The organism is Ancylobacter mangrovi, assembly GCF_024752355.1.
Taxonomy (GTDB): Bacteria; Pseudomonadota; Alphaproteobacteria; order Rhizobiales; family Xanthobacteraceae; genus Ancylobacter; species Ancylobacter mangrovi.
In genome coordinates, this window is sequence record NZ_JANTHZ010000001.1 from 148,947 (window position 1) to 172,574 (window position 23,628).

A 23,628-nucleotide genomic window follows, 5' to 3' on the forward strand; every position below is an offset into this window, starting at 1 on the left:
TCAGCCAGTTTGGATCGCGTCGCTCGCAGCGTCGGTTCGCGGGCGGCGACAATCCAGAAAGAGGCAGACTCCAGCGCCGATGGCATCATCGGCGAGTGTTTGTGCGTGCCAAAAACAATCCACACGGGGATGGCAGGATGCCGCCACCGGCGTGGAGAGACAGGCAGGTGCGGACGGAGATCCGGGCCTATTTGATATTCGGCGCGCACCGGGGCAGGTGCGCCACGAACCGGGGACGAAGATCATGCGCATCGAGCGCCGCTATACCAAGGCTGGCCGTTCACCCTATGCGGACATCGCGTTCCGCAAGGCGACGAGCGAAATCCGCAATCCCGACGGATCGGTGGTGTTCCGCCTGGAAGGCATCGATGTGCCCGAACACTTCTCCCAGGTCGCGACCGACATCCTGGCGCAGAAGTATTTCCGCAAGGCCGGCGTGCCCGCGCATCTGAAGAAGGTCGAGGAAGAGACCGTCCCCTCCTTCCTGTGGCGCGGCACGGCCGACGAGAAGGCGCTCGGCGCCCTGCCCGAGAAGGAACGCCTGATCGGCGAGACCGATTCCCGCCAGGTGTTCGACCGTCTCGCCGGCACCTGGACCTATTGGGGCTGGAAGGGCGGCTACTTCGATTCCGAGGAGGACGCGCAGGCCTTCTTCGACGAGCACCGCTACATGCTCGCCATGCAGATGGCCGCGCCCAACTCGCCGCAGTGGTTCAACACCGGCCTGCACTGGGCCTATGGCATCGACGGCCCCGGCCAGGGCCACTTCTATGTCGACTACGCCACCGGCAAGCTGACGCGCTCCAAGTCCTCCTATGAGCATCCCCAGCCGCATGCCTGCTTCATCCAGTCGGTCGGTGACGACCTGGTGAACGAAGGCGGCATCATGGACCTGTGGGTGCGCGAGGCGCGCCTGTTCAAGTACGGCTCGGGCACCGGCTCGAACTTCTCCGCCCTGCGCGGCGAGGGCGAGCGGCTCTCGGGCGGCGGCAAGTCGTCCGGCCTGATGAGCTTCCTCAAGATCGGCGACCGCGCCGCCGGCGCCATCAAGTCGGGCGGCACCACGCGCCGCGCCGCCAAGATGGTGGTGGTCGACGCCGACCATCCCGACATCGAGACCTATGTCGACTGGAAGGTGAAGGAGGAGCAGAAGGTCGCCGCCCTCGTCACCGGCTCGAAGATCGTCGCCAAGCACATGAAGGCGGTGATGAAGGCCTGCGTGAACTGCGAGGGCGAAGGCGAGGACTGCTACGATCCGGCGCTCAACCCGGCGCTGAAGCGCGAGATCCGCGCCGCCAAGAAGGCGCAGGTGCCGGAGAACTACATCCGCCGCGTGATCCAGTTCGCGCGCCAGGGCTACACCGACATCGAATTCCCGATCTACGACACCGACTGGGATTCGGAGGCGTATCTGACCGTCTCGGGCCAGAACTCCAACAATTCGGTGCGGGTCGACGACGCCTTCCTCACCGCGGTCGAGGCCGACGGCGCGTGGAACCTGACCTCGCGCATCACCGGCAAGGTGACCAAGACGCTGAAGGCGCGCGAGCTGTGGGAGAAGATCGGCTACGCGGCCTGGGCCTGCGCCGATCCCGGCATCCAGTTCCACACCACCATCAATGACTGGCACACGAGCCCGGCGGGCGGCCCGATCCGCGCCTCCAACCCGTGCTCGGAATACATGTTCCTCGACGACACGGCGTGCAACCTCGCCTCGCTGAACCTGCTGCAGTTCCGCCAGGAGGACGGCACGTTCGACGTCGAGAGCTACGAGCATGCCTGCCGGCTGTGGACCGTCGTGCTCGAGATCTCGATCCTGATGGCGCAGTTCCCCTCGAAGGAGATCGCCAAGCTCTCCTACGAGTACCGCACGCTCGGCCTCGGCTACGCCAATATCGGCGGCCTGCTGATGACCTCGGGCATCCCTTACGATTCCGACGAGGGCCGCGCCTATTGCGGCGCGTTGACCGCGATCATGACCGGCGTCGCCTACGCCACCTCGGCGGAGATGGCGAAGGAACTCGGCCCCTTCCCCGGCTATCAGCCGAACGCCGCGCACATGCTGCGCGTCATCCGCAACCACCGCCACGCCGCCTATGGCGAGAAGGGCGGCTATGAGGGGCTGAACACCAACCCGGTGCCGCTCGACCATGCCAGCGTGCCGCAGCCGGCGCTGGTCGCCCACGCCAAGGCGGCGTGGGACCGTGCGCTGAGCCTCGGCGAGGAGCACGGCTACCGCAACGCCCAGACCACGCTGCTCGCGCCCACCGGCACGATCGGCCTCGTCATGGACTGCGACACCACCGGCATCGAGCCCGACTTCGCGCTGGTGAAGTTCAAGAAGCTGGCCGGCGGCGGCTACTTCAAGATCATCAACCGCGCCGTGCCGGAGGCGCTGCGTACGCTCGGCTACAGCGAAAGCGAGATCGCCGAGATCGAGGCCTATGCGGTCGGCCACGGCTCGATCACCCAGGCGCCGGCGATCAACCATTCGACGCTGCGCGCCAAGGGCTTCGACGACGCCATGCTGGCGAAGATCGACGCCAGCGTGAAGGCGGCCTTCGACATCAAGTTCGTGTTCAACCGCTGGACGCTCGGCGACGAGGCGCTCGCCAAGCTCGGCGTGCCGGCCGACAAGCTGGCCGACCCCTCCTTCGACCTGCTCACCTTCCTCGGCTTCTCGAAGAAGGACATCGAGGCCGCGAACATCCATGTCTGCGGCGCCATGACCCTCGAGGGTGCGCCGTTCCTCAAGGCCGAGCACTACCCGGTGTTCGACTGCGCCAATCCGTGCGGGCGCATCGGCAAGCGCTACCTCTCCGTCACCAGCCACATCCTGATGATGGCGGCGGCGCAGCCCTTCCTCTCGGGCGCGATCTCCAAGACCATCAACATGCCGAACGAGGCGACGGTCGAGGACTGCAAGGAGGCCTATCTGCTCTCCTGGCGCCTGGCGCTGAAGGCCAATGCGCTCTACCGCGACGGCTCCAAGCTCTCGCAGCCGCTCAACTCGCAGCTCCTCGCCGACGATGACGAGGAAGAGGACGCGATCGAGGCGCTGCTGGAGAAGCCCGCGGCCGCCCGCGCGGCGCAGGTGACCGAGAAGATTGTCGAGAAGATCGTCGAGCGCATCGTCGCCGTGCACGATCGCGAGAAGATGCCCGACCGCCGCAAGGGCTACACCCAGAAGGCGGTGGTGGGCGGCCACAAGGTCTATCTGCGCACCGGCGAATATGATGACGGCCGGCTCGGCGAGATCTTCATCGACATGCACAAGGAAGGCGCGGCGCTGCGCTCCTTCATCAACAACTTCGCCATCTCGGTGTCGCTGGGCCTGCAGTACGGCGTGCCGCTGGAGGAGTATGTCGACGCCTTCACCTTCACCCGCTTCGAGCCCGCCGGCCCGGTGCAGGGCAACGACACCATCAAGTACGCGACCTCGATCCTCGACTATATCTTCCGCGAGCTCGCGGTCTCCTATCTCGGCCGCAACGATCTCGGCCATGTCGATGCCGGCGAGTCGAATTTCGACGCGCTCGGCAAGGGCGTGGACGAAGGCAAGGCGGCGCCCGGCGGCACCCCGGCCTCGCGCATGGTCTCCAAGGGCCTGCTGCGCGGCAAGTCGGTCGGGCTGATGGTGGTGCCGGCGAGCTCGATCACCGCGCCCACGGCCTCGAACGTCACCGCGCTGCGCGGCGGCATCCAGGGCGCGACCGCGCTGAAGGCGGCGCCCGAGGCGGAGGAGGAGGTGGAGACCGGCGACACCGCCGCCCTCCCCTGGGCCGCCCCCGCGCCGGCGGCACCCGGCCCCTCCAAGGCCGAGGCGCGCGCCATCGCGCGCGCCAAGGGCTATGAGGGCGAAGCCTGCCCCGAATGCCAGAACTTCACCATGGTGCGGAACGGCACCTGCCTGAAGTGCGAGACCTGCGGCTCGACCACCGGCTGCAGCTGAGGCATCGCCAAGACATAGGCCCGCTCGCCACCCGGCGAGCGGGCTTTTTTATTGTCGCCGACCGCAAATCGAAGAAGAGATGCGCCCACCGGTATGATCAGGCGCTTCGTCGAGGACGGTTGCGCAGCACAGTCGCCCGGCATGACCGCGCGGCACCTGCTTTATATTTGCAGGAAGACGAGTCCCGCGCAGATGCGTTAAGCCGGCCTTTACCGGACATGCTGCAAGGTCGAGACATAGAAAAACCCGCCGCCTCGGACCGAGACGGCGGGTTCTTTTCTTGCAGCCGACGGGCGCTGGATGCCCGGACGATCAGTCGACGCGCAGGTTGACCGCGGAAGTCTTGCCCGAACGCTGGTCGGTGTAGAGCTCGAAGGAGACCTTCTCGCCGTCGCGCAGGCCCTGCAGGCCCGAACGCTGGACCGCGCTGATATGGACGAACACGTCCTTGCCCGGATTATCCGGCTGGATAAAGCCGTAGCCCTTCTGATCGTTGAACCACTTAACGGTGCCGGTCAGGGTAGACATAAGGGTAGTCTCACGTATCGAGGTTGCACATTCAGCGGGGCACGCTCACCCCGCCGCTGGGTCGAATTTGGAAGAAAAGCTGAACGTGCACCCAGCAACAAGCGAGGTGAAACGGCCCAGAGTCCAGCCAAAGTCTGCGCGGAAGACTACCGCGAATGGCTTTCAATGCAAGAGCCACCAAAGGTAATCGGTGGACTCTCGCAGCAGAAATCCGCCCTTCCCCATGGGGAAAGGCTACATTGTATTCAATCTAATCGGTAAAGACCCGAAAAGCGGCAGTCGAAACGCCGCTCAGAGCGGACGCAGGTTCACCGCCGAGGTCTTTCCGGAGCGCTGGTCGGTCTGGAGCTCGAACGACACCTTCTCGCCGTCGCGCAGGCCCTGCAAGCCCGAACGCTGAACCGCGCTGATGTGGACGAACACGTCCTTCCCGCCGCTATCGGGCTGGATGAACCCGTAGCCCTTCTGATCATTGAACCACTTGACGGTGCCGGTATCAGCCATGACAAAACCTTGAGGAGCAGAAGTGATAGCCGGAGAGCTCGAGGCCTCCCGCCGATCTCGGCCGAACTTCGCAAAACGATCTGACCGCCCAGCGGGCGCCCAGCTCATTCGGCCAAATTCGGGCCGCGCTCAGATTGGTCAGAATTGTGTCTTTTACGCGGCAAAAGATGACGTATTTCAGACATAGTTTCCCGCGCGGCGTGTCATAAGAGCCGGCGGCCAACCCCGCAAAGCTAATGGTGGTGCCGTTTTGCGCCCCTTGCCGCCCACCCGCGAGGCACGCGGGCGCATCGCCTGCGGCGCCGGTAACAATCGTCTTCCGCACGGGCAGGAATGGCGCCGCGACAGGACTGGGGGCCGAATCCCCTCCCCCCGCTACCGCGACGCCGGGGCGTGCCGGCCGCGACGTCCAACGCGATCGGAAGCCGGCGCCGCCCAGAGACGGCGCCGGATCCCGGCTCAGTTGCCCTGCGCCTCGACCACCGCGATCGCGGTCATGTTGACCACGCCGCGCGCCGTCACCGAGGGGGTGAGGATGTGCGCCGGGCGCGCCGTGCCCAGCAGGATCGGCCCCACCGGCAGCGCGTTTCCGAACACCTTCACCATCTGGTAGCTGATGTTCGCCGCATCGAGGTTGGGCATGACGAGGATGTTGGCGACGCCCTGAAGCCGGCCGCCCGGCATCACGCGCTCGCGCATCTCCGGCACCAGCGCGCTGTCGCCCTCCATCTCGCCGTCGACCACCAGGCCGGGCGCGCGCTCGATGATGAGGTCGAGCGTGCGGCGCATCTTGATGGCGCTCTCGTCGTCCCGGCTACCGAAGTCCGAATGCGACAGCAGCGCCACCCGCGGCTCGATGCCGAAGCGGCGCACATGGGCGGCGGCGAGCTGCGCCATCTCGGCGAGGTCGTCGGGCGACGGGTCCGGCGTGACCTGGGTGTCGCACAGGAAGAAGGCGCCCTTCGGCGTCAGCAACATGGAAAGCGCGGCCACGTCGCGCACGCCCGGCGCCAGGCCGATGATGGTGCGGATGTGGCGCAGATGGCGGATGAAGCGCCCCTCGACGCCGCACAGCATGGTGTCGGCATCGCCGCGGATCACCGCCAGGGCCGCGATCACGGTCGGCGTGGTGCGCACCAGCGTGCGGGCGAGCTCGGGCGTCACGCCGCGCCGGCCGGCGCACTCGACATAGGTCTGCACGTAGTCGCGGTAGCGCGGGTCGTCCTCGGGGTTGATCAGGTCGAAATCGACGCCGGGACGGATCGACAGGCCGAAGCGCTCGAGGCGGGTGTCGATCACCGAGGGACGGCCGATCAGGATCGGCCGGGCGAGCCCCTCCTCCACCACCACCTGGGCGGCGCGCAGGATCCGCTCATCCTCGCCCTCGGCGTAGATCACCCGCTTGGGCGCCTGCTTGGCGAGGGTGAAGAGCGGCTTCATGACGAGGCCGGAGCGGAACACGAAGCGGTCGAGCTGCTCGCGATAGCTGTCGAAATCGGCGATCGGCCGCTTGGCGACACCCGAGTCCATCGCCGCCTTCGCCACCGCCGGCGCCACGCGCAGGATCAGGCGCGGGTCGAAGGGCGAGGGAATGAGCGAGGTCGGGCCGAACACCGGCGTCTCGCCGCCATAGGCCCGCGCCACCACGTCCGAGGGCGTGTCCCGCGCCAGCTCGGCGATGGCGTGGACGGCGGCGATCTTCATCTCCTCGTTGATCGTGGTCGCGGCGGCATCGAGCGCGCCGCGGAAGATGAAGGGGAAGCACAGGACGTTGTTGACCTGGTTGGGGAAGTCCGAGCGGCCGGTGCAGATCATCGCGTCGGGCCGGGCCTCGCGGGCGAGGTCGGGCATGATCTCCGGGGTCGGGTTGGCGAGCGCCATGATGAGCGGGCGCTCGGCCATGGCCTTCAGCATCTCCGCCTTCAGCACGCCGCCGGCGGACAGGCCGACGAAGATGTCGGCGCCGGCGATCACCTCGGCGAGGGTGCGCTTGTCGGTCTTCTGCGCGAAGGCCCCCTTATAGGGGTCCATCAGCTTCTCGCGGCCCTCATAGACCACGCCTTCGATGTCCGTGACCCAGATGTTCTCCCGCCGCGCGCCCATGGAGACGAGCAGGTTGAGGGTTGCGATCGCCGCGGCGCCGGCGCCGGAGGTGACGATCTTCACGTCCTCGATCTTCTTGCCGCCGATGTGCAGCGCATTGACGATCGCCGCCGCGACGATGATCGCCGTGCCGTGCTGGTCGTCATGGAAGACCGGAATGTTCATCTTGGCGCGGAGCTGCGTCTCGATCTCGAAGCATTCCGGCGCCTTGATGTCCTCGAGGTTGATGCCGCCGAAGGTTGGCTCGAGCGCCGCGACCACGCTGACCACGTGGTCGACCTCGAGCGCGTTGATCTCGATGTCGAACACGTCGATGCCGGCGAATTTCTTGAACAGGACCGCCTTGCCCTCCATCACCGGCTTGGACGCCTCGGGCCCGATATTGCCGAGGCCCAGCACCGCCGTGCCGTTGGAGACCACGGCGACGAGGTTCTGCTTCGCCGTCAGCTCCGCCACGAGCTGCGTATCCGCGGCGATCGCCTCGCAGACCGCGGCGACGCCCGGCGTATAGGCCAGCGCCAGATCGCGCTGGTTCGCCAACGGCTTGGTCGCCTGGATTTCGAGCTTACCGGGGCGCGGCAGGCGGTGGTAGATCATTGCGCCAGAGCGCAGGTCGTCGGAAATGTACGAGGCCATTGCGTTTCCTTCCCCCGGGGACAGACGGCGAAGATGGAGGGCTTCCCCAATATGCGTATCCGCTTCAGCGGTACATCGGGATTCCGAATTTCTGATGCCCGCCTTTGGGCGGTTCGTTTAAGGTTCTCCTAGGCGAGTCCCGATCCGAGGACCGGGCCGGAACCGTCAATCTCAGGTCACCGCGGCATGCGCAAGACTTTCCTTATTGCCATCATCGCTTTGCCGGTCGTCGTCATCGGCGGCTATCTCGGCCTCAAGGGCTATGTCGCCCATTTCGCCGAAAGGCAGATCGCGGATCTGTTCGGCGAGCTGAAGGCGGTCGGGGTCGAAGCGAGCTACGGCTCGGTGAGCTACGACGTGTTCGAGGGCCGCTTCGAGCTCGACAACGTCTCCTTCGCCGCGCCCGGCGAGGGCACGCTCAAGGTCGGCTCGTTCCTCGCCTTCGGGCTGGAGGAGCGCTCGCCCTCGCGCGTCTTCGCCAAGCGCGTGGAGCTGAACGGCGTCGCCTTCGACGGGCCGCTGCCGCTCGCCCCCGCGACCGACGCCAGCTACCGGGCGCCGCATATCGAGGTCGATGCCTTCGAGGCGCCGGTGGAGCTGAGCTCGCCCGACGCCCTGCCCTGGCAGCTCGCGCTCGCCTTCATCGAGAGTGCCACCGCCGAGCGGATCGCGATCCCGGAATCGACCACGAGCACCTGGACCGGCGAGGACACGGCGCAGACGCAGACCGACATCGTGCATGGCGCGACCACGCTGGAGCAGCTCGCGCAGGGGCGCATCGCCAAGGCGAGCGTCGAGCCCTCGCATTTCAGCGTCAAGAGCGCGGAGGTCGACGCGACCGGAACGGTGGGGCGCATCGACGCCGCCTCGATCGACGTCGCGGCAATGCTCATCCTGCTCGACCCGGACCGGCGCCAGAGCGAGCAGGACTTCCGCACCCTCTACGGCTCGCTCACCATCGACGGCTACCAGCTCGCCTCGCCCTCCGGCATCCAGCAGGGGTGGCACCGGCTGGAGATCAAGGACGTCGAGATCAAACCCTCCGCCATCCCCACCGAGGACCTGATCGCCGCCAGCGAGAAGGCCCGCGACTACGCGATCGCCGGCGAGCGGTTGCCGGAGGAGGACAAGGTCGAGCTGCTGCGCGCCATGGCGGACGTCTATGACGGGCTGCGGATCGGCTCCATAACCTTTTCCGACCTGACCTCGCGCGAACCGGACGGCGGTTCGGGAACGCTGGCGAGCCTCAAGGCCGGCCCGCTTGCCGACGGGCGGCTCGATCACTTCACGCTCGACGACTTCAAGGGCACGGACGGCAAGGGCGCGCCGCTGCGCATCGGCCATATGGCACTGACGGGGCTGCGCCCCGGCGCGGTGATGGAAATGGCGGCCGACAGCATGGACGACCCGGACGGCGTCGCTAGCCTGAGCTGGTTCATGCAGCTTTCCGGGCTGATCGATTCCGTCGATCTCACCGGCGCCGCCGCCCCCTCCGGCGACAAGAGCGACCCGCTCACCATCGACCGGCTGGCCCTGTCCTTCCAGGGCGAGGCGGACACGCTGCCCACGCGCTTCTCCGCCAGCCTGCGCATGTCCGGCCCGACCTCGGCGATCGAGAACGACAAGCCGGTCTTCGCGCTCGTCCCGGACGGCATGAAGCGCGCCAGCGTGGCGGTCGACCTCGCCGGAAACTGGGACGAGGACACGTCCAAGGTGACGCTCGCCCCACTCTATATCGAGGTATCGGACGCCTTCTCGCTGTCGGCCAAGATGGAGCTGTCGGACGTCGACGAGAGCGTGTTCTCGGCGCAGCCGGACGAGGTGATGGCCGGCGCGCTGCAGGCCAACGTCAAGCTGGTGGAGCTGACGGTGCGCGATTCCGGCATCTATGAGCGCAAGCTCCACGAGGCCGCGCGCCAGCAGAACCTCGATCCGGCCTCGATCCGCCAGCTCTTCGCCGGCTTCGCCGAACTGCTGCTCTCCCAGGCGGTGTCCAACCGGCCAGAGCTGGAGCCGGCCGTGCAGTCCTTCATCGGCTTCATCCAGCAGCCGATGAGCACGCTGGCGCTACGCATCACGCCGCGCCGCGAGCCGCTGCCGGTGGAGGACGTGGTGAAGGCGCTGCAGGGCGACGACCCGCTGGCGCTGGTGGACGAGCTGAATTTCGCGGTGATGGACCCGCTCGGCCCGCCCGGCGTGCCGACCGGCCTGCCTCCGGCTTCGTCTCCCTCGGCACCGATGCCGCTCAAGCCGACGCCGCTGAAACCGACCGTGCCCAAGCCGGCCCCGCTCCGACCCTGAGCCGAACGCCTGAAGCGAAAACGCCGCCCCGAGGGGCGGCGCGTCGTTCACCGTGGCTGGAAGCGGGGCGCGGCGCGCCTCACTTCTCCGGCAGGTTGGTGCGGATGTGCAGTTCGCGCAGCTGCTTGGGACTCGCCTCGTTCGGCGCGCCCATGAGCAGGTCGAGGGCCTGCTGGTTCATCGGGAACATCGAGATTTCGCGCAGGTTCGTGGTGCCGCACAGCAGCATCACGATGCGGTCGACACCCGCCGCCATGCCGCCATGGGGCGGCGCGCCGTACTGGAAGGCGCGGTACATGCCGCCAAAGCGCTCCTGCACCGTCGCCTTGTCATAGCCCGCGAGCTCGAACGCCTTCACCATCGCCTCGGGGCGGTGGTTGCGGATGCCGCCGGAGGCGATCTCATAGCCGTTGCAGGCGATGTCGTACTGGAACGCCTTGATGGTGAGCGGGTCCTGCGACTTCAGCGCCTCGAGCCCGCCCTGCGGCATGGAGAAGGGGTTGTGCGAGAAGTCCACCTTCTTCTCGTCCTCGTCCCATTCGTAGAACGGGAAGTCGACGATCCAGGCGAGCTCGAAGCGGTCGAAATCGACCAGCTTCAGCTCCTCCCCCACGCGGGTGCGGGCGAGGCCGGCGAACTTCACGAACTTCGACGGGTCACCGGCGACGAAGAACGCCGCGTCCCCGGCCTTGAGGCCGAGCTGCTGGCGGATCGCCTCGGTGCGCTCGGGGCCGATATTGTTGGCGAGCGGGCCGGCGCCCTCCCCGGTCTCGCGCCACATGATGTAGCCGAGCCCGGGCTGGCCCTCGCCCTGTGCCCACGAGTTCATGCGGTCGCAGAAGGCGCGCGAGCCGCCCGTCGGGCCGGGGATCGCCCAGACCTGGTTCTGCTCGGCCTCCAGCAGCCGCGCGAACACCTTGAAGCCCGAGCCGCGGAAATGCTCGGACACGTCCTGCATTTCGACCGGGTTGCGCAGGTCCGGCTTGTCGGTGCCGTATTTGCGCATCGCCTCGGCATAGGGGATGCGCGGCCAGTTCTTCGTTACCGGCTTGCCGTCGGCGAACTGCTCGAACACGCCGGTGATCACCGGCTCGACCGCGGCGAACACGTCCTCCTGCTCGACGAAGCTCATCTCGAGGTCGAGCTGGTAGAACTCGCCCGGAAGGCGGTCGGCGCGCGGGTCCTCGTCGCGGAAGCAGGGGGCGATCTGGAAGTAGCGGTCGAAGCCGCTCATCATGATGAGCTGCTTGTACTGCTGGGGCGCCTGCGGCAGGGCGTAGAACTTGCCCGGGTGCAGGCGGCTCGGCACCAGGAAGTCACGCGCGCCTTCCGGTGAGGAGGCGGTGAGGATCGGGGTCTGGAACTCGAAAAAGCCCTGCGCCTTCATCTTCGCGCGCATGGCGTCGATGATGGCGCCGCGGGTCATGATGTTCCGATGCAGCTTCTCGCGGCGCAGGTCGAGGAAGCGGTAGCGCAGCCGCGTCTCCTCCGGGTACTCGACATCGCCGAACACCGGCAGCGGCAGCTCGGCGGCCGGGCCGAGCACTTCCATCTCGGTGCAGTAGACCTCGATCTGGCCGGTCGGCAGCTCCGGGTTCTCGGTGCCGGCGGGGCGCGAGCGCACCCGCCCGTCGACGCGGATCACCCATTCCGAGCGCACGGTCTCGGCCAGCTTGAAGGCCGGGCTGTCGGGGTCGACGACGACCTGGGTCAGGCCGTAATGGTCGCGCAGGTCGATGAACAGGACGCCGCCATGATCGCGGATGCGGTGGCACCATCCCGAAATCCGGGCGGTCTCGCCGACATCGCTCGCGCGAAGGGCTCCGCAGGTGTGCGTGCGATAGCGGTGCATCTTGTCATCCCAGGTCTTGGCGCCGCAGCTGTTGGCGGCACGGGTCGTAGCACGTCGTCCCGCCCGTCCGGTCGCGGACGAACGAAAACACCCCTCTCGCGGGGCGCGCGGAGGGGTGCATGCAGGGCTCGGCTTTGTCAAGCGCGGCGCGGGACGCAGCGGCCCCGCGCCTGTCGTAGGAAGGCCTCAGGGCGTATAGCGCAGCGTCAGCCCGGCGACGCCCAGCGCCAGCGAGGCGCCGACATTGCCCTCGACCGAAACCGGGTTCAGCGCGAAGGAATTCTTGCCCCCGATCAGCACGTTGGCGCCGACGCCGACGCCCAGCGCCACATCGCCCGACACGCCGCGATAGGTGCCCGCGAGCGCGCCCACCTCGACGCCCTTGTCGACCGCCGCCACGCCCCACGTCATGACGCCGCCGCCGGTGACGCCGAGATCAAGGCCGATGTTCTTGATGGTGCCGGCATAGTGCTGCACCGGCGTGTTGTCGGAAGGCGTGAAGGTGCACCTGAGCTCCTGCTTGGATTCGATGAGCATGCCGATGCTGGAGCCGGCATTGCACACCAGCACGCCGACCTTCACGCGATCGGCCGCAGCGGCGGGGGTAACCGCGCTCACCAGCGTGACGGCGGCAAGAGCGAGCAGTGTCTTCTTCATGGTCATTCCCTCGATCGGCCGGCGATACCCGGCACTGACGACTGTAGTCGAACACTAATGTCACATGGTTAACGCAGCTGCACCAAATCGCACGATTACGTGTCGTCTCGCGCGCGCGACTCCGCTATGAGAGGTGCCGACATGGACATGATTACGACGACAGACTCTCTTGAAGCCGCCTGCGCACGCCTCGCAGCCCACCGTTTCATCACCGTCGACACCGAGTTCCTGCGTGAATCGACGTTCTGGCCGAAGCTGTGCGTGATCCAGCTCGCCAGCCCCGATGAGGCGGTGGTGATCGACGCCCTGGCGGACGGCATCGACCTCGCCCCGTTCTTCGCTCTGATGGGCAACGAGGCGGTGCTGAAAGTGTTCCACGCCGGACGGCAGGACATCGAGATCATCTGGCACCTCGCCGGCATCATCCCGCACCCGGTGTTCGACACCCAGGTGGCGGCCATGGTGCTCGGCCATGGCGACTCCATCTCCTACGACCAGCTCGTGCAGCGCCTGACCGGGCGCGTGCTCGACAAGTCGCTGCGCTTTACCGACTGGTCGCGCCGCCCGCTCTCCGCCGCGCAGATCGCCTATGCGGAGGCGGACGTCACCCATCTGCGCGAGGTCTTCCTCAAGCTCGACGCGGACCTGCTCAAGCGCGGGCGGGCCGACTGGGTCGGCGAGGAGATGGCGGTGCTCACCTCGCCCGACACCTACCGGCAGGAGCCGGCGCGCGCCTGGGAGCGGCTGCGCACCCGCGCCCGCAAGCCCAAGGACCTCGCCGTGCTGATGGAGGTCGCCGCCTGGCGCGAGCGCGAGGCGCAGTCGCGCGACATTCCGCGTTCGCGCATCCTGAAGGACGAGGTGATCGGCGAGATCGCTACCCAGCATCCCGCCTCGGTCGAGCGCCTCGCCCAGCTCCGCTCGGTGCCGAAGGGGTTCGAGCGGTCGCGCTCGGGCGAGCAGATCGTCGAGGCGGTCAAGGCGGGGCTGGCGCGCGACCCGAAGACCCTGCCGCGCATCGAGCGCGACCGCCCGCTCTCCAACGGCGCCTCGGCCACGGTCGAGCTCCTGAAGGTGCTGCTGCGCATGACCTCGGAGCAGCACGGCGTCGCCGCCAAGGTCATCGCCACGGTGGACGACCTCGAGCGCATCGCCGCCGACGAGGAGCCGGATGTCGCCGCGCTGCGCGGCTGGCGGCGCGAGCTGTTCGGCGACCGCGCCCTGGCCCTCAAGGCCGGCCGGCTGGCGCTCGCCATGCAGAAGGGCCGCGTGATCGCGCTCGACCGCACGGACGACTGAAACGCCGCGCCGGGGCCCGGTACCGGGTTCCGCCACGGAATGCCCCAACGGACGCCCGAATCGTGCGGCTCCCTGCTGACCGTCTTCCACGATGGTCAGGGGTACCCATGTCCTACGCGATCGATTCCCGCGCGCTCGATTCCCGTGCATCCGAAATCCATGCGCTCGATCTTCCCGCCGGGGCGCCCGCTCCGGATCTCGGCCGCGTGCAGCATGCGCGGCGGCGGACGCTGTTCCTGATCGCGCTGCCGGCTCTCGCCGTCTTCCCCTTCATCCGTTCGATATGGGACTGGCAGGGGCCGATGCAGGAAGTCGTGGAGGATGTCGGCTTCGCGCTGGTGCTGGTCGCCGTGCTCGGCCGCTGCTGGTGCTCGCTCTATATCGGCGGGCGCAAGATGAAGAAACTCGTGGTGCGCGGCCCGTTCTCGATGGTGCGCAACCCGCTCTATTTCTTCTCGTTCATCGGCGCCTTCGGCATGGGCGCGTGCAGCGGCAGCGTCGTGCTGGCCACCGCCTTCTTCGCGGTCACTTTCCTCGTCTTCCGCGGCGTGGTGCGGAAGGAGGAGGCCGCGCTGCTCGCCGCCTTCGGCGCGCCCTATGCCGCCTATTGCGGGCGGGTGCCGCGCTTCCTGCCGGAGCCGCGCCTGTGGCACGACGAAGGTACGCTGGAGATCCACCCCGGGCGCGTCGCCCGCACCCTGATCGACGCCCTGCCCTTCATCCTCGCCATGCCGATGTTCGAGCTGATCGGCGCGCTGCAGCTCGACGGCACGCTGCCGGTACTGCTGCTCCTACCCTGACGGCGGTAAAGTTGGCGGCAGCGAGGTCGGGCCGCCGTCCCTAATCCGTCACCACTACCGACTCGCGGCCGATCAGCCGCGAGAGGGTCTTCAGCCGGTTGGCGATGCGCTCGCTGCCGAGCGGCGCCAGGTCGCCCTTGAGCTGGAGCAGCAGCCGGCCCTTGTCGACGGTGAGCGGGGCCAGCGGCAGCGTGCCCGGCATCGCCGCCGAGAGGATGTAGCCAACCCGCATCGCCGCGCCGAGGATGCGGGCCCGGTCGAGCAGGCGCGCGGAGACAAGCTCGCGGATGCGCGGCGACAAATCCTCGTCCACCAGTCCCATGTGCCGGTAGTAGATCGCCAGCGCGAGGAACGCCCGGCCGGGATGGTCGACGCCGATGAAAGCGGCGTGGGCGATGAGGTTGAGGCTCTGCTCGCCGCGATAGTCGGGATGCGCGCGCCAGCTTATGTCCGCGAGCAGGCAGGCGGCATGGCGCAGGTGCATCTCCTCGACCGTCTCATCGATGCCGGAGGAGGCCATGAAGCGGTCGGTCCACTCGATCAGCTCCCAGCCATGGGCGGGCGAGCGGGAGCGGATCTCGTTCAGCTCCGCCGAGGCGGTGATCAGCGGGTCGGCCTGGCGGTGCTCGTCGTCGAGCAGCTCGTAGAGCAATCCCTCGCGCACGCCCTGGGCGGACAGGTAGATGGAGGACGGCTTGCCGATGCGGATGATGGTCTCCAGCACCACCGCGCCATAGGCGAGCAGCGGGCGGCGCGTGTCCGACACCGTCTCGATGCGCGAGAGCGTGTCGACCGGCACGCGGCGCAGCAGCCTCACGAACTCCAGCGCCTCCTTGGCGGGGATGACGTAGCCGTGCATCACATGCAGCGGGTAGCCGCGCTGGAACATGTGCAGCCGCGCCAGCGCGCGCCAGGTGCCGCCAACGGCGTAGAAGGTCCGCCCCTTCAGGTGCTGGAGATGCGGCTCCTTGGCCAGCGTCTCCTTGACGATCTTCTCCGCCTTCTTCAGCGAGCGGCCGGAGGTATCCTGCAAGGCGAGGCCGCCGAGCGGGAAGGTGACGCCCGAGCCGATGCGGTGGCCGTGCACGTCGGCAAGCTCCAGCGAACCGCCGCCAAGGTCGCCGACCACGCCATTGGCCCGGTGCACGCCCGACAGCACGCCGAGCGCGGAAAGCTGCGCCTCCCGCTTGCCCGAGAGCAGCTCGACATCGGTGCGGCAGATGTCGGCGCACGCCTTGACGAATTCCGGCCCGTTGCTGGCGTCGCGCGCCGCCGCGGTGGCCAGCACGTAGAGCTTGCCCACCCCCATGCGGTCGCACAGCACGCGGAAGCGCCGCAGGGTGGTGAGCGCCTTCTCCACCGCGTCGGCGTTCAGCCGGCCGGTCGTCGCCACTTCGCGGCCGAGGCCGCAGGAGGCCTTCTCGTTGAAGATCGGCGTCGGCGAACGCGTCAGCCGCTCATAGACGACGAGGCGCACAGAGTTGGAGCCGATGTCGATGACCGCCACCGGCTCGCCCGTGACCAGGCACGTCGAGGGCACGCCCTCCCCGTGAACGTCACTCATATGGTCACGCGCGATCGCGACGGCGGACAAGCTTGCGCGGAGACGATTCTTTGAGCGACTTGCCACGTCCGGACAGACTCGGATTGGTCATGAAGTACTGCTGGGCGTTGAAGCTTTCCTCGCCCTCGGCCGGCACTATGCGTTGCGAACTGCCATCGGGCAACACGCGCCAGCTCTGTTCGTTGTCCTGCAGGTTGGCGACCATGATCTGGTCGAGGATCTGCATGTGGACGGTCGGGTTGAGGATCGGGCACAGCGATTCGACCCGGCGGTCGAGGTTGCGCGGCATCAGGTCGGCCGAGGAAATGTAGAGCGCCGCTTCGGGATGCGGCAGGCCGTGGCCGTTGGCGAAGGCGTAGATGCGCGGGTGCTCGAGGAAGCGCCCGACGATCGATTTCGCCCGGATGTTGTCGGAAAGGCCCGGCACGCCGGGGCGCAGGCAGCAGATGCCGCGCACCACGATGTCGACCGAGACGCCGTGCTGGCTGGCGCGGTAGAGCGCGTCGATGACGGTCGGGTCGACCAGCGCGTTCATCTTGAGCCAGATCGCGGCCGGCTTGCCGGCCTGGGCGAACTCGATCTCGCGGTCGATGTGGTCGAGGATGCGCTTCTTCAGCGTCAGCGGCGCGATCGCCATCGCCTCGAGCTCGGCCGGCTCGGCATAGCCGGTGATGTAGTTGAAGATGCGCGCGACGTCGTGGCAGATCACCGGGTCGGCGGTGAAGAACGACAGGTCCGTGTAGATGCGGGCCGTGATGGGGTGATAGTTGCCGGTGCCGACGTGGCAGTAGCTGGCGAGCTGGCCGCCCTCGCGGCGCACCACCAGCGAGAGCTTGGCGTGGGTCTTCAGCTCCAGGAAGCCGAACACCACCTGCACGCCCGCGCGCTCGAGGTCGCGCGCCCAGCGGATGTTCGCCTCCTCGTCGAAGCGGGCCTTCAGCTCCACCAGCGCGGTGACCGACTTGCCGGCCTCGGCCGCCTCGGCCAGCGCCTTGACGATCGGGCTGTCGGAGGAGGTGCGGTAGAGCGTCTGCTTGATGGCGACGACGTTGGGGTCGCGCGCCGCCTGGCGCAGGAACTGCACCACCACGTCGAACGATTCATAGGGGTGATGGACCACGAGGTCCTTCTCGCGGATCGCCGCGAAGCAGTCGCCCGCGTGGTCGCGGATGCGCTCGGGAAAGCGCGGATTGTAGGGCTTGAACTTGAGGTCCGGCCGATCGACGCCGACGAGCTGGCTGAACTCGTTCAGCGCCAGCACGCCGTCGACGAGGAAGATCTCGTCGTCGCTGACCCCCAGCTCGCGCGCCACGAAGTTGCGCAGCTCCTCCGGCATCGAGCCGTCGATCTCGAGGCGGATCACCTGCCCGAGGCGCCGGCGCTTCAGCGCCGTCTCGAACTGGCGCATCAGGTCCTCGGCCTCTTCCTCGACTTCGAGGTCGCTGTCGCGGATGACGCGGAAGCCGCCCTGCCCCTTCACCTGGTAGCCGGGAAACAGGCGGCCGATGAACAGGCCGATCATCTGCTCCAGCGTGATGAAGCGCTGCGCGCCGTCCTCGCTGTCGGGCAGGCGGATGAAGCGGTCGACCTTGGCCGGCACGCGGATCAGCGCGTTCATCGCCCGCCCGTCATGGATGCGCGAGAGCTGCAGCCCCAGCGAGAAGCCGAGATTGGGAATGAACGGGAACGGATGCGCCGGGTCGATGGCGAGCGGCGTCAGCACCGGAAAGACGTAGGACAGGAAAAACTCGTCGAGCACGGCCCGGTCGGCCTTGGTCACGTCGGGCCCGTCGACCAGCACGATGGCGTTGGCGATCAGCTGGCCGCGCAGCTCGCGCCAGCGCGCCTGCTGGTCCTCGGCGAGCTCGGCTACCGCCGCGCCGATGAGGGGGAGCTGCTCGGCCGGAGTGAGCCCGTCCGGGCTGCGCCCGCCATAGCCGCCGCGCACCTGCTCCTTCAGGCCGGCGACGCGGACCATGAAGAACTCGTCGAGATTGTTCGCCGAGATGGAGAGGAAGCGCAGTTGCTCCAGCAGCGGATGGGCGCTGTTGGCCGCCTCCTCCAGCACGCGGCGGTTGAACTGCAGCCAGGAGAGCTCGCGGTTGATGAAGCGCTCCGGGGACGCCATGAGGTCGTCGGTCAGCCCCGTCGAGACCGGGACTTCCTCGACCCGGTCGATCAGGACCTCGGTCACCGGCTGCGATTCGGTATTCGCCACGGTCTCCACTCCATCCTTCTTGCGGCTCACACGCCTTTTCCGGCCGGAAGGTCGCCGGGCTTCGTGACGGCGGGATGACATGGACAGACTAACCTATCGTCAAGTCGTTTCGGCACGATCGGATAGCGTGTCGTCATCACTATCCTGCGCCTGGGAACGGGCGCGGAGCAACTCTGAAGCGAGCGCGCGCGTGAGGGGGCGCTTGCGCGCCAGGGCTTCGCGGTCGAGCTGGGCGACCACGTCGCGCAGCGCGCCGATGGAACGGTCGACGCGGGTCAGCAGGTAGGCGAGCAGCCCCTCGTCCGGCGTGATCTGGCGGTCGGCGAACAGCTTGAGGGCCACCGCCGCCAGCAGCGCGTCGTCCGGCACGCCGAGCGTCACCGCCGGCATGGCGCGAAGGCGCGAGGCGAGGTCGCGCGTCGCCACCGTGTCCGCCAGCATCGCCGGCACCCGCGGCGCGGTCACCAGCATGCTGGCGCGGTGCTCCGTGACGAGGTTGAAGAGGTGGAACAGCGCCGCCTCGGGCACCGGCCCGTCGCCGAGATTCTCCAGCACCACCGCGCCGGACGAAACCAGCTTCGGCAGGTCGGCGGCGCCGAGATCGGCGGTGCGTACCGTCGCCGCGCCGCTGCGCTCGGCGAACAGGGCGGCGAGGTGCGACTTGCCCGAGCCGGGCGGGCCGACCAGCGCTACCGAGAGCGCCGGCCAGTCCGGCCAGGCATCGACGAGCGCCAGCGCCGCCTCATTGGCGGGACCGGGCAGGAAATCGTCCCGCGCCCGGCTTTCGACATGGGGCAGGTCGAAGGGAATCTGCTGCTGCGGCATGATCAGGGCGCCTGAATCCGCCGCGGCTGCGGCGCGGCGAGCGTACGGGTGCCCGCCTCGGGCGGACGCTCCTCTTCGCCGGTGTAGAGCGGGCTCTCCAGATAGCGCGAGATGGCGAAGCGCACGATCACGCCGGCCGCCGCCGCCAGCGGCACCGCGAGCAGCAGGCCGAGGAAGCCGAGCAGGTAGCCGAAGGCGAGCAGCGCGAACATCAGCCACACCGGGTGCAGGCCGACGCTGTTGCCCACCAGCTTGGGAGAGAGAATGTAGCCCTCGATGAACTGGCCGAAGATGAAGATGCCGATGACGATGGCGATCATCGTGTAGTCCGGGAAGAACTGGACGATGGCGACGCCGCCCGCCAGCACCAGCCCGGTCAGCGAGCCGACATAGGGGATGAAGGTGATGATCCCCGACACGAAGCCGATGACGAAGCCGAAATTCAGCCCGGTCATGGTGAGGCTGATGGCGTAGAAGCTGCCGAGGATCAGGCACACCATGGACTGGCCGCGCACGAAGCCGGCGATGGCCTTGTCCATCTGCCGGGCGAGGCTGCGGATCACGTCGCGATTGTGCAGCGGCAGCCAGGAATCGACCTTGTCCACCATGTGGTTCCAGTCGTTGAGGATGTAGAAGGCGACCACCGGCGTGATGACCAGCAGGGAGAACACCGAGATCAGCGCCTGCCCGCCGGTCCACAGCCCCTGGATCAGGGTCAGCATGTAGGTGGCGCCCTGCGACACCAGCTCGTTCAGCCCCTGCTGGATGCTCGGCAGTCGGTCGCCGACGAAGTCGCGCAGCCACGTGCCGCCCTCGCCCGCGAGCATGTTCTGCAGCCGCACGATGTAGTCCGGCAGCCGCTGGATGAAGGCGGCGAGCTGGGAGCCGAAGATCGGCAGCACCAGCAGCATCAGCATGATAGCGACCAGCAGCGTCAGCCCGATCGCGGCCAGCGAGCCGACCAGCCGGTTCACGCCCCACCCCTCCAGCCGCGTCGTCACCGGGTTGAGGAAATAGGCCAGGGCGAGACCGGCGACGAACGGCAGCAGCACGCTGCTGAGCAGCCATGCGGCGGCGATCACCACCGCCAGCACGGTCAGCCAGAAGGTCACCTGCTTGTGCCAGGCCATGCGCCGCCTTTTCCTCTCGCGTTGCGGTCTAAACGTAACGTCCTCACCAATAGATACAGAAAAAACACGTCGCCGCGATGTTCGCGTATGCAACATGGCATCCTATCGTCGCTATCCCCACGGATTTTCCCCGCAGCCCGGCGCCGGGGCCCGCCGTTGGACGCGACCGCGGCGGCATGGCACAAGGCGAGGTCGGCTTGACCGCCGACACCCCGCCCCTTCCGCCTGCCCCACCGCCCACCTCCCCTACGTCCGCCTCGCCGGCCCGATCATGCGCACCTCCGTCATCACTTCCGCCGTCGTCGCTGCCCTGGTCGGGTTCGGCGGCACGCTCGCCCTCATCGTCGCGGCGGCGCAGGCGGTCGGCGCCACGCCGGCGCAGACCGCTTCCGGCGTGATCGGGCTGTGCCTGTCCATGGCCGCGACCAGCGCCTGGCTCGGCTGGCGCCACCGCATGCCGATCCTCGCCGCCTGGTCGACGCCCGGCGCCGCGCTGGTGGCCGGCTCGCACGGGCTCACCGCCGGCACGGCAGTCGGGGCCTTCCTCGTCGCCGGCGCGCTGATCCTGGTCACGGCGGCGGTAAAGCCGCTCGGCGCGCTGGTGCAGCGCCTGCCGGTCGCCATCGCCGCCGCCATGCTGGCGGGCGTGCTGTTCCGCTTCTGCACCTCGGTATTCCCCGCCGCGCAGGCGGACCCGCTGCTGGTGCTGCCGCTGATCGCGATCTTCCTGGTGGCGCGGCGCATCAACCCGTTCGGCGCGGTGCTTTCGGTGCTCGTCATCGGCGTCGCGCTCGCCTTCATGCTCGGGCGCGTCGGGCCCCTGCCCGGCCCGCTGCAGGCGCCGGTGGTCGAGCTGATCGTCCCCCGCTTCGACATCGAGGCGCTGGTCGGCGTGGCGGTGCCGCTCTTCATCGTCACCATGGCCTCGCAGAACCTTCCCGGCTTCGCGGTTCTGCAGGCCGCCGGCTACACGCCGCCGACGCAGTCGATCCTCGCCGTCACCGGCCTCGCCTCGCTCGTCACCGCCCCGTTCGGCTCGCTCACCTCCAATCTCGCCGCCATCACCGCCTCGATCTGCACCGGGCCGGACACCCATCCCGATCCGGCGAAACGCTGGCCGGCGAGCCTGTTCTACGCGCTGAGCTATCTCGTGCTGGCGGCGGGCGGTGCTTCGCTGGTGGCGCTGATCGCCGCGCTTCCGCCGGGGCTGGTCGCCACCTTCGCCGGCCTCGCCCTGCTCGCCCCGCTGGTCGGTGCGCTCGGCACCGCGATGGGCGACGTGGCGATGCGCTTTCCCGCCGTACTGACGCTGGCGGTCACCTCCTCGGGCGTGTCGCTGCTCGGCGTCGGCTCGGCATTCTGGGGGCTGATGGCGGGTCTCGCCGCGCTCGGCATCGAGCGGGCCGGCCGGCGCGCGGCGTGACGCTCGCCCGCCCCGCGCACAGCCCGCGCTTGCCGGAGCGGCGATAAGCGGCTAATCCGCCACCGTTCCCGGGGGAAGAGATGAGCGATACGGAAAAGGGCCTGAGCTATCGCGACGCGGGCGTCGACATCGACGCCGGCAACCGGCTTGTCGACCTCATCAAGCCGCTGGTGCGCGCCACCCGCCGCCCCGGCGCCGACGCCGAGATCGGCGGCTTCGGCGGCGTGTTCGATCCGAAAGCCGCGGGCTTCAAGGATCCGCTCATCGTCGCCACCACGGACGGCGTGGGCACCAAGCTGAAGATCGCCATCGAAACCGGCCGCCACGACACGATCGGCGTCGACCTCGTCGCCATGTGCGTCAACGACCTGATCGTGCAGGGCGCCGAGCCGCTGTTCTTCCTCGACTATTTCGCCACCGGCAAGCTGGCGCCGGACGTCGGCGCGGCGATCGTCGCCGGCATCGCCCGCGCCTGCGCGGAAGCGGGCTGCGCGCTGATCGGCGGCGAGACGGCGGAGATGCCCGGCATGTATGCCGAGGGCGACTACGACCTCGCGGGCTTCTCGGTCGGTGCGGTCGAGCGTGGGGCGCTGCTGCCCTCGCCCAATGTGCGCCCCGGCGACGTGCTGCTGGGGCTCGCCTCCTCCGGCGTCCATTCGAACGGCTATTCGCTGGTGCGCCGTATCGTCGAGCGCTCCGGCCTCGGCTGGGACGAGCCCGCCCCCTTCGCCCACGGCAAGACGCTGGGCGAGGCGCTGCTTACCCCGACCCGGCTCTATGTGAAGTCCGCGCTCTCGGCCATCCGCGCGACCGGCAAGGTGAAGGCGCTCGCCCACATCACCGGCGGCGGGCTCACCGAGAACCTGCCCCGCGTGCTGCCCAAGCACACGATCGGGCGCATCGACCTCGCCGTGCTGCCGGTGCCGCCGGTGTTCCGCTGGCTCGCGCAGATGGGCGACGTCGCGGGCGAGGAGATGCTGCGGGCCTTCAATTGCGGGATCGGCATGGTGGTGGTCTGCGCCCCGGAAGACACCGAGACCGTCGCCGACGCGTTTGCCGACGGCGGCGAGGAAGTGGTGCATCTGGGCTGCATCGAGCCCGGCGAGGGCGCCGCCCACACCGTCTATGACGGCATGCTCGACCTCAATTCGCCGCTGTGACGGAGAGCCGGCCGTGAGCAAGCCCCGCGTCGGCGTCCTCATCTCCGGGCGCGGTTCCAATATGATGTCGCTGATCGAGGCCGCCGCCGCGCCGGACTTTCCGGCCGAGATCGGCTGCGTCATCTCCAACCGGCCGGATGCCCACGGCGTGGTCCGGGCGCAGGCCGCGAACATCCCGACCCGCATCGTCGACCACAAGGCCTATGAGGACCGCTCGAGCTTCGACGCCGCGCTCGACGAGGCGCTGACCGAGGAGCAGATCGACGTGGTCTGCCTCGCCGGCTTCATGCGGCTGCTGACCCGGGCCCTCGTGATGAAGTGGACCGGGCGGATGATCAACATCCACCCCGCCCTGCTGCCGAGCTTCAAGGGGCTTAACACCCATGAGCGGGCGCTGGCCGAGGGCGTGAAGATCCACGGCTGCACCGTGCATTTCGTCACCCCGGAGATGGATGTCGGCCCGATCCTCATCCAGGCCGCGGTGCCGGTGCTGGAGGACGACACGCCCGGCTCGCTCGGCGCGCGGGTGCTGGAGCAGGAGCACCTCGTCTATCCGCAGGCGCTGCGCATGGTGTGCGAGGGCCGCGCCCGGCTGGAGAACGGACGGGTGGTGATCGACGGGTTCGAGATGGCCCCGCCGCCGCTGGTGGTGCCCCCGCTGGGCTGAGGCGGGCGG

The 23,628-nt window shown here is 68.4% G+C and carries 16 protein-coding genes; 7 read left to right on the forward strand and 9 right to left on the reverse strand.

Annotated features, from left to right (window positions below):
- Positions 1–244: 244 nt before the first annotated feature.
- Positions 245–3,952, forward strand: coding sequence for a vitamin B12-dependent ribonucleotide reductase (locus NVS89_RS00670; protein WP_258730537.1), 3,708 nt, complete (start codon positions 245–247; stop codon positions 3,950–3,952).
- Between the two features lie 312 nt (positions 3,953–4,264).
- Here the strand turns inward: NVS89_RS00670 and NVS89_RS00675 are convergent, their stop codons facing one another.
- The 3 genes from NVS89_RS00675 to NVS89_RS00685 all read right to left on the reverse strand — a co-directional run bounded on the left by NVS89_RS00675 (position 4,265) and on the right by NVS89_RS00685 (position 7,723).
- Positions 4,265–4,480: a cold-shock protein gene (locus NVS89_RS00675; protein ID WP_258730539.1), complete on the reverse strand. Its 216-nt coding sequence runs from the start codon at positions 4,478–4,480 to the stop codon at positions 4,265–4,267.
- 291 nt (positions 4,481–4,771) lie between these two features.
- On the reverse strand, positions 4,772–4,984 hold the full coding sequence (locus tag NVS89_RS00680; protein WP_258730542.1) for a cold-shock protein: 213 nt from the start codon (positions 4,982–4,984) through the stop codon (positions 4,772–4,774).
- A gap of 459 nt (positions 4,985–5,443) precedes the next feature.
- Entirely contained in the window at positions 5,444–7,723 is a 2,280-nt protein-coding gene (locus NVS89_RS00685; RefSeq protein ID WP_258730543.1) for an NADP-dependent malic enzyme, read from the reverse strand.
- A gap of 186 nt (positions 7,724–7,909) precedes the next feature.
- Between NVS89_RS00685 and NVS89_RS00690 the strand changes: the two genes are divergently transcribed.
- Positions 7,910–10,024 carry an aq_1923 C-terminal domain gene (locus tag NVS89_RS00690; protein WP_258730545.1) on the forward strand — a complete coding sequence of 705 codons (2,115 nt, stop codon included), beginning with the start codon at positions 7,910–7,912 and terminating at the stop codon, positions 10,022–10,024.
- 79 nt (positions 10,025–10,103) lie between these two features.
- Here NVS89_RS00690 and aspS read toward each other — a convergent pair whose 3' ends face one another.
- Positions 10,104–11,876 carry an aspartate--tRNA ligase gene (gene aspS / locus NVS89_RS00695; RefSeq protein ID WP_258730546.1) on the reverse strand — a complete coding sequence of 591 codons (1,773 nt, stop codon included), beginning with the start codon at positions 11,874–11,876 and terminating at the stop codon, positions 10,104–10,106.
- Positions 11,877–12,062: 186 nt separating this feature from the next.
- Positions 12,063–12,533 (reverse strand): DUF992 domain-containing protein, encoded by a 471-nt coding sequence (locus tag NVS89_RS00700; protein ID WP_258730547.1) that lies wholly within the window; start codon positions 12,531–12,533, stop codon positions 12,063–12,065.
- 141 nt (positions 12,534–12,674) lie between these two features.
- On the opposite strand from NVS89_RS00700, the gene rnd reads away from it, so the two are divergent.
- Positions 12,675–13,832, forward strand: a complete 1,158-nt coding sequence (gene rnd, locus NVS89_RS00705) for a ribonuclease D (RefSeq protein ID WP_258730548.1) — start codon at positions 12,675–12,677, stop codon at positions 13,830–13,832.
- Positions 13,833–13,939: 107 nt separating this feature from the next.
- Complete coding sequence (locus NVS89_RS00710) at positions 13,940–14,632, forward strand: methyltransferase family protein (RefSeq protein WP_258730549.1); 693 nt, start codon at positions 13,940–13,942, stop codon at positions 14,630–14,632.
- 40 nt (positions 14,633–14,672) lie between these two features.
- On the opposite strand, the gene ppx is transcribed toward NVS89_RS00710, so the two are convergent.
- Genes ppx through NVS89_RS00730 form a run of 4 tightly spaced genes read right to left on the reverse strand, consistent with a single transcriptional unit; the run spans position 14,673 to position 20,369 of the window.
- Complete coding sequence (gene ppx, locus NVS89_RS00715; protein WP_258730550.1) at positions 14,673–16,196, reverse strand: exopolyphosphatase; 1,524 nt, start codon at positions 16,194–16,196, stop codon at positions 14,673–14,675.
- Positions 16,197–16,200: 4 nt separating this feature from the next.
- Positions 16,201–18,495, reverse strand: a complete 2,295-nt coding sequence (locus tag NVS89_RS00720; protein WP_258730551.1) for an RNA degradosome polyphosphate kinase — start codon at positions 18,493–18,495, stop codon at positions 16,201–16,203.
- 18 nt (positions 18,496–18,513) lie between these two features.
- A complete protein-coding gene (locus NVS89_RS00725; protein WP_258730552.1) occupies positions 18,514–19,239 on the reverse strand; it encodes a P-loop NTPase family protein in 726 nt (241 codons plus the stop codon).
- A gap of 2 nt (positions 19,240–19,241) precedes the next feature.
- The gene (locus tag NVS89_RS00730; protein WP_258730553.1) at positions 19,242–20,369 is read right to left on the reverse strand and encodes an AI-2E family transporter; all 1,128 of its coding nucleotides are present in this window, start codon (positions 20,367–20,369) and stop codon (positions 19,242–19,244) included.
- 271 nt (positions 20,370–20,640) lie between these two features.
- Here NVS89_RS00730 and NVS89_RS00735 point away from each other — a divergent pair, with 271 nt between their 5' ends.
- The 3 genes from NVS89_RS00735 to purN all read left to right on the forward strand — a co-directional run bounded on the left by NVS89_RS00735 (position 20,641) and on the right by purN (position 23,619).
- On the forward strand, positions 20,641–21,792 hold the full coding sequence (locus tag NVS89_RS00735; RefSeq protein WP_258730554.1) for a benzoate/H(+) symporter BenE family transporter: 1,152 nt from the start codon (positions 20,641–20,643) through the stop codon (positions 21,790–21,792).
- An 80-nt stretch (positions 21,793–21,872) separates the two neighbouring features.
- Complete coding sequence (purM, locus tag NVS89_RS00740) at positions 21,873–22,952, forward strand: phosphoribosylformylglycinamidine cyclo-ligase (RefSeq protein ID WP_258730555.1); 1,080 nt, start codon at positions 21,873–21,875, stop codon at positions 22,950–22,952.
- Positions 22,953–22,965: 13 nt separating this feature from the next.
- Positions 22,966–23,619, forward strand: coding sequence for a phosphoribosylglycinamide formyltransferase (gene purN, locus NVS89_RS00745; protein WP_258730556.1), 654 nt, complete (start codon positions 22,966–22,968; stop codon positions 23,617–23,619).
- The last annotated feature ends 9 nt before the right edge of the window (positions 23,620–23,628 follow it).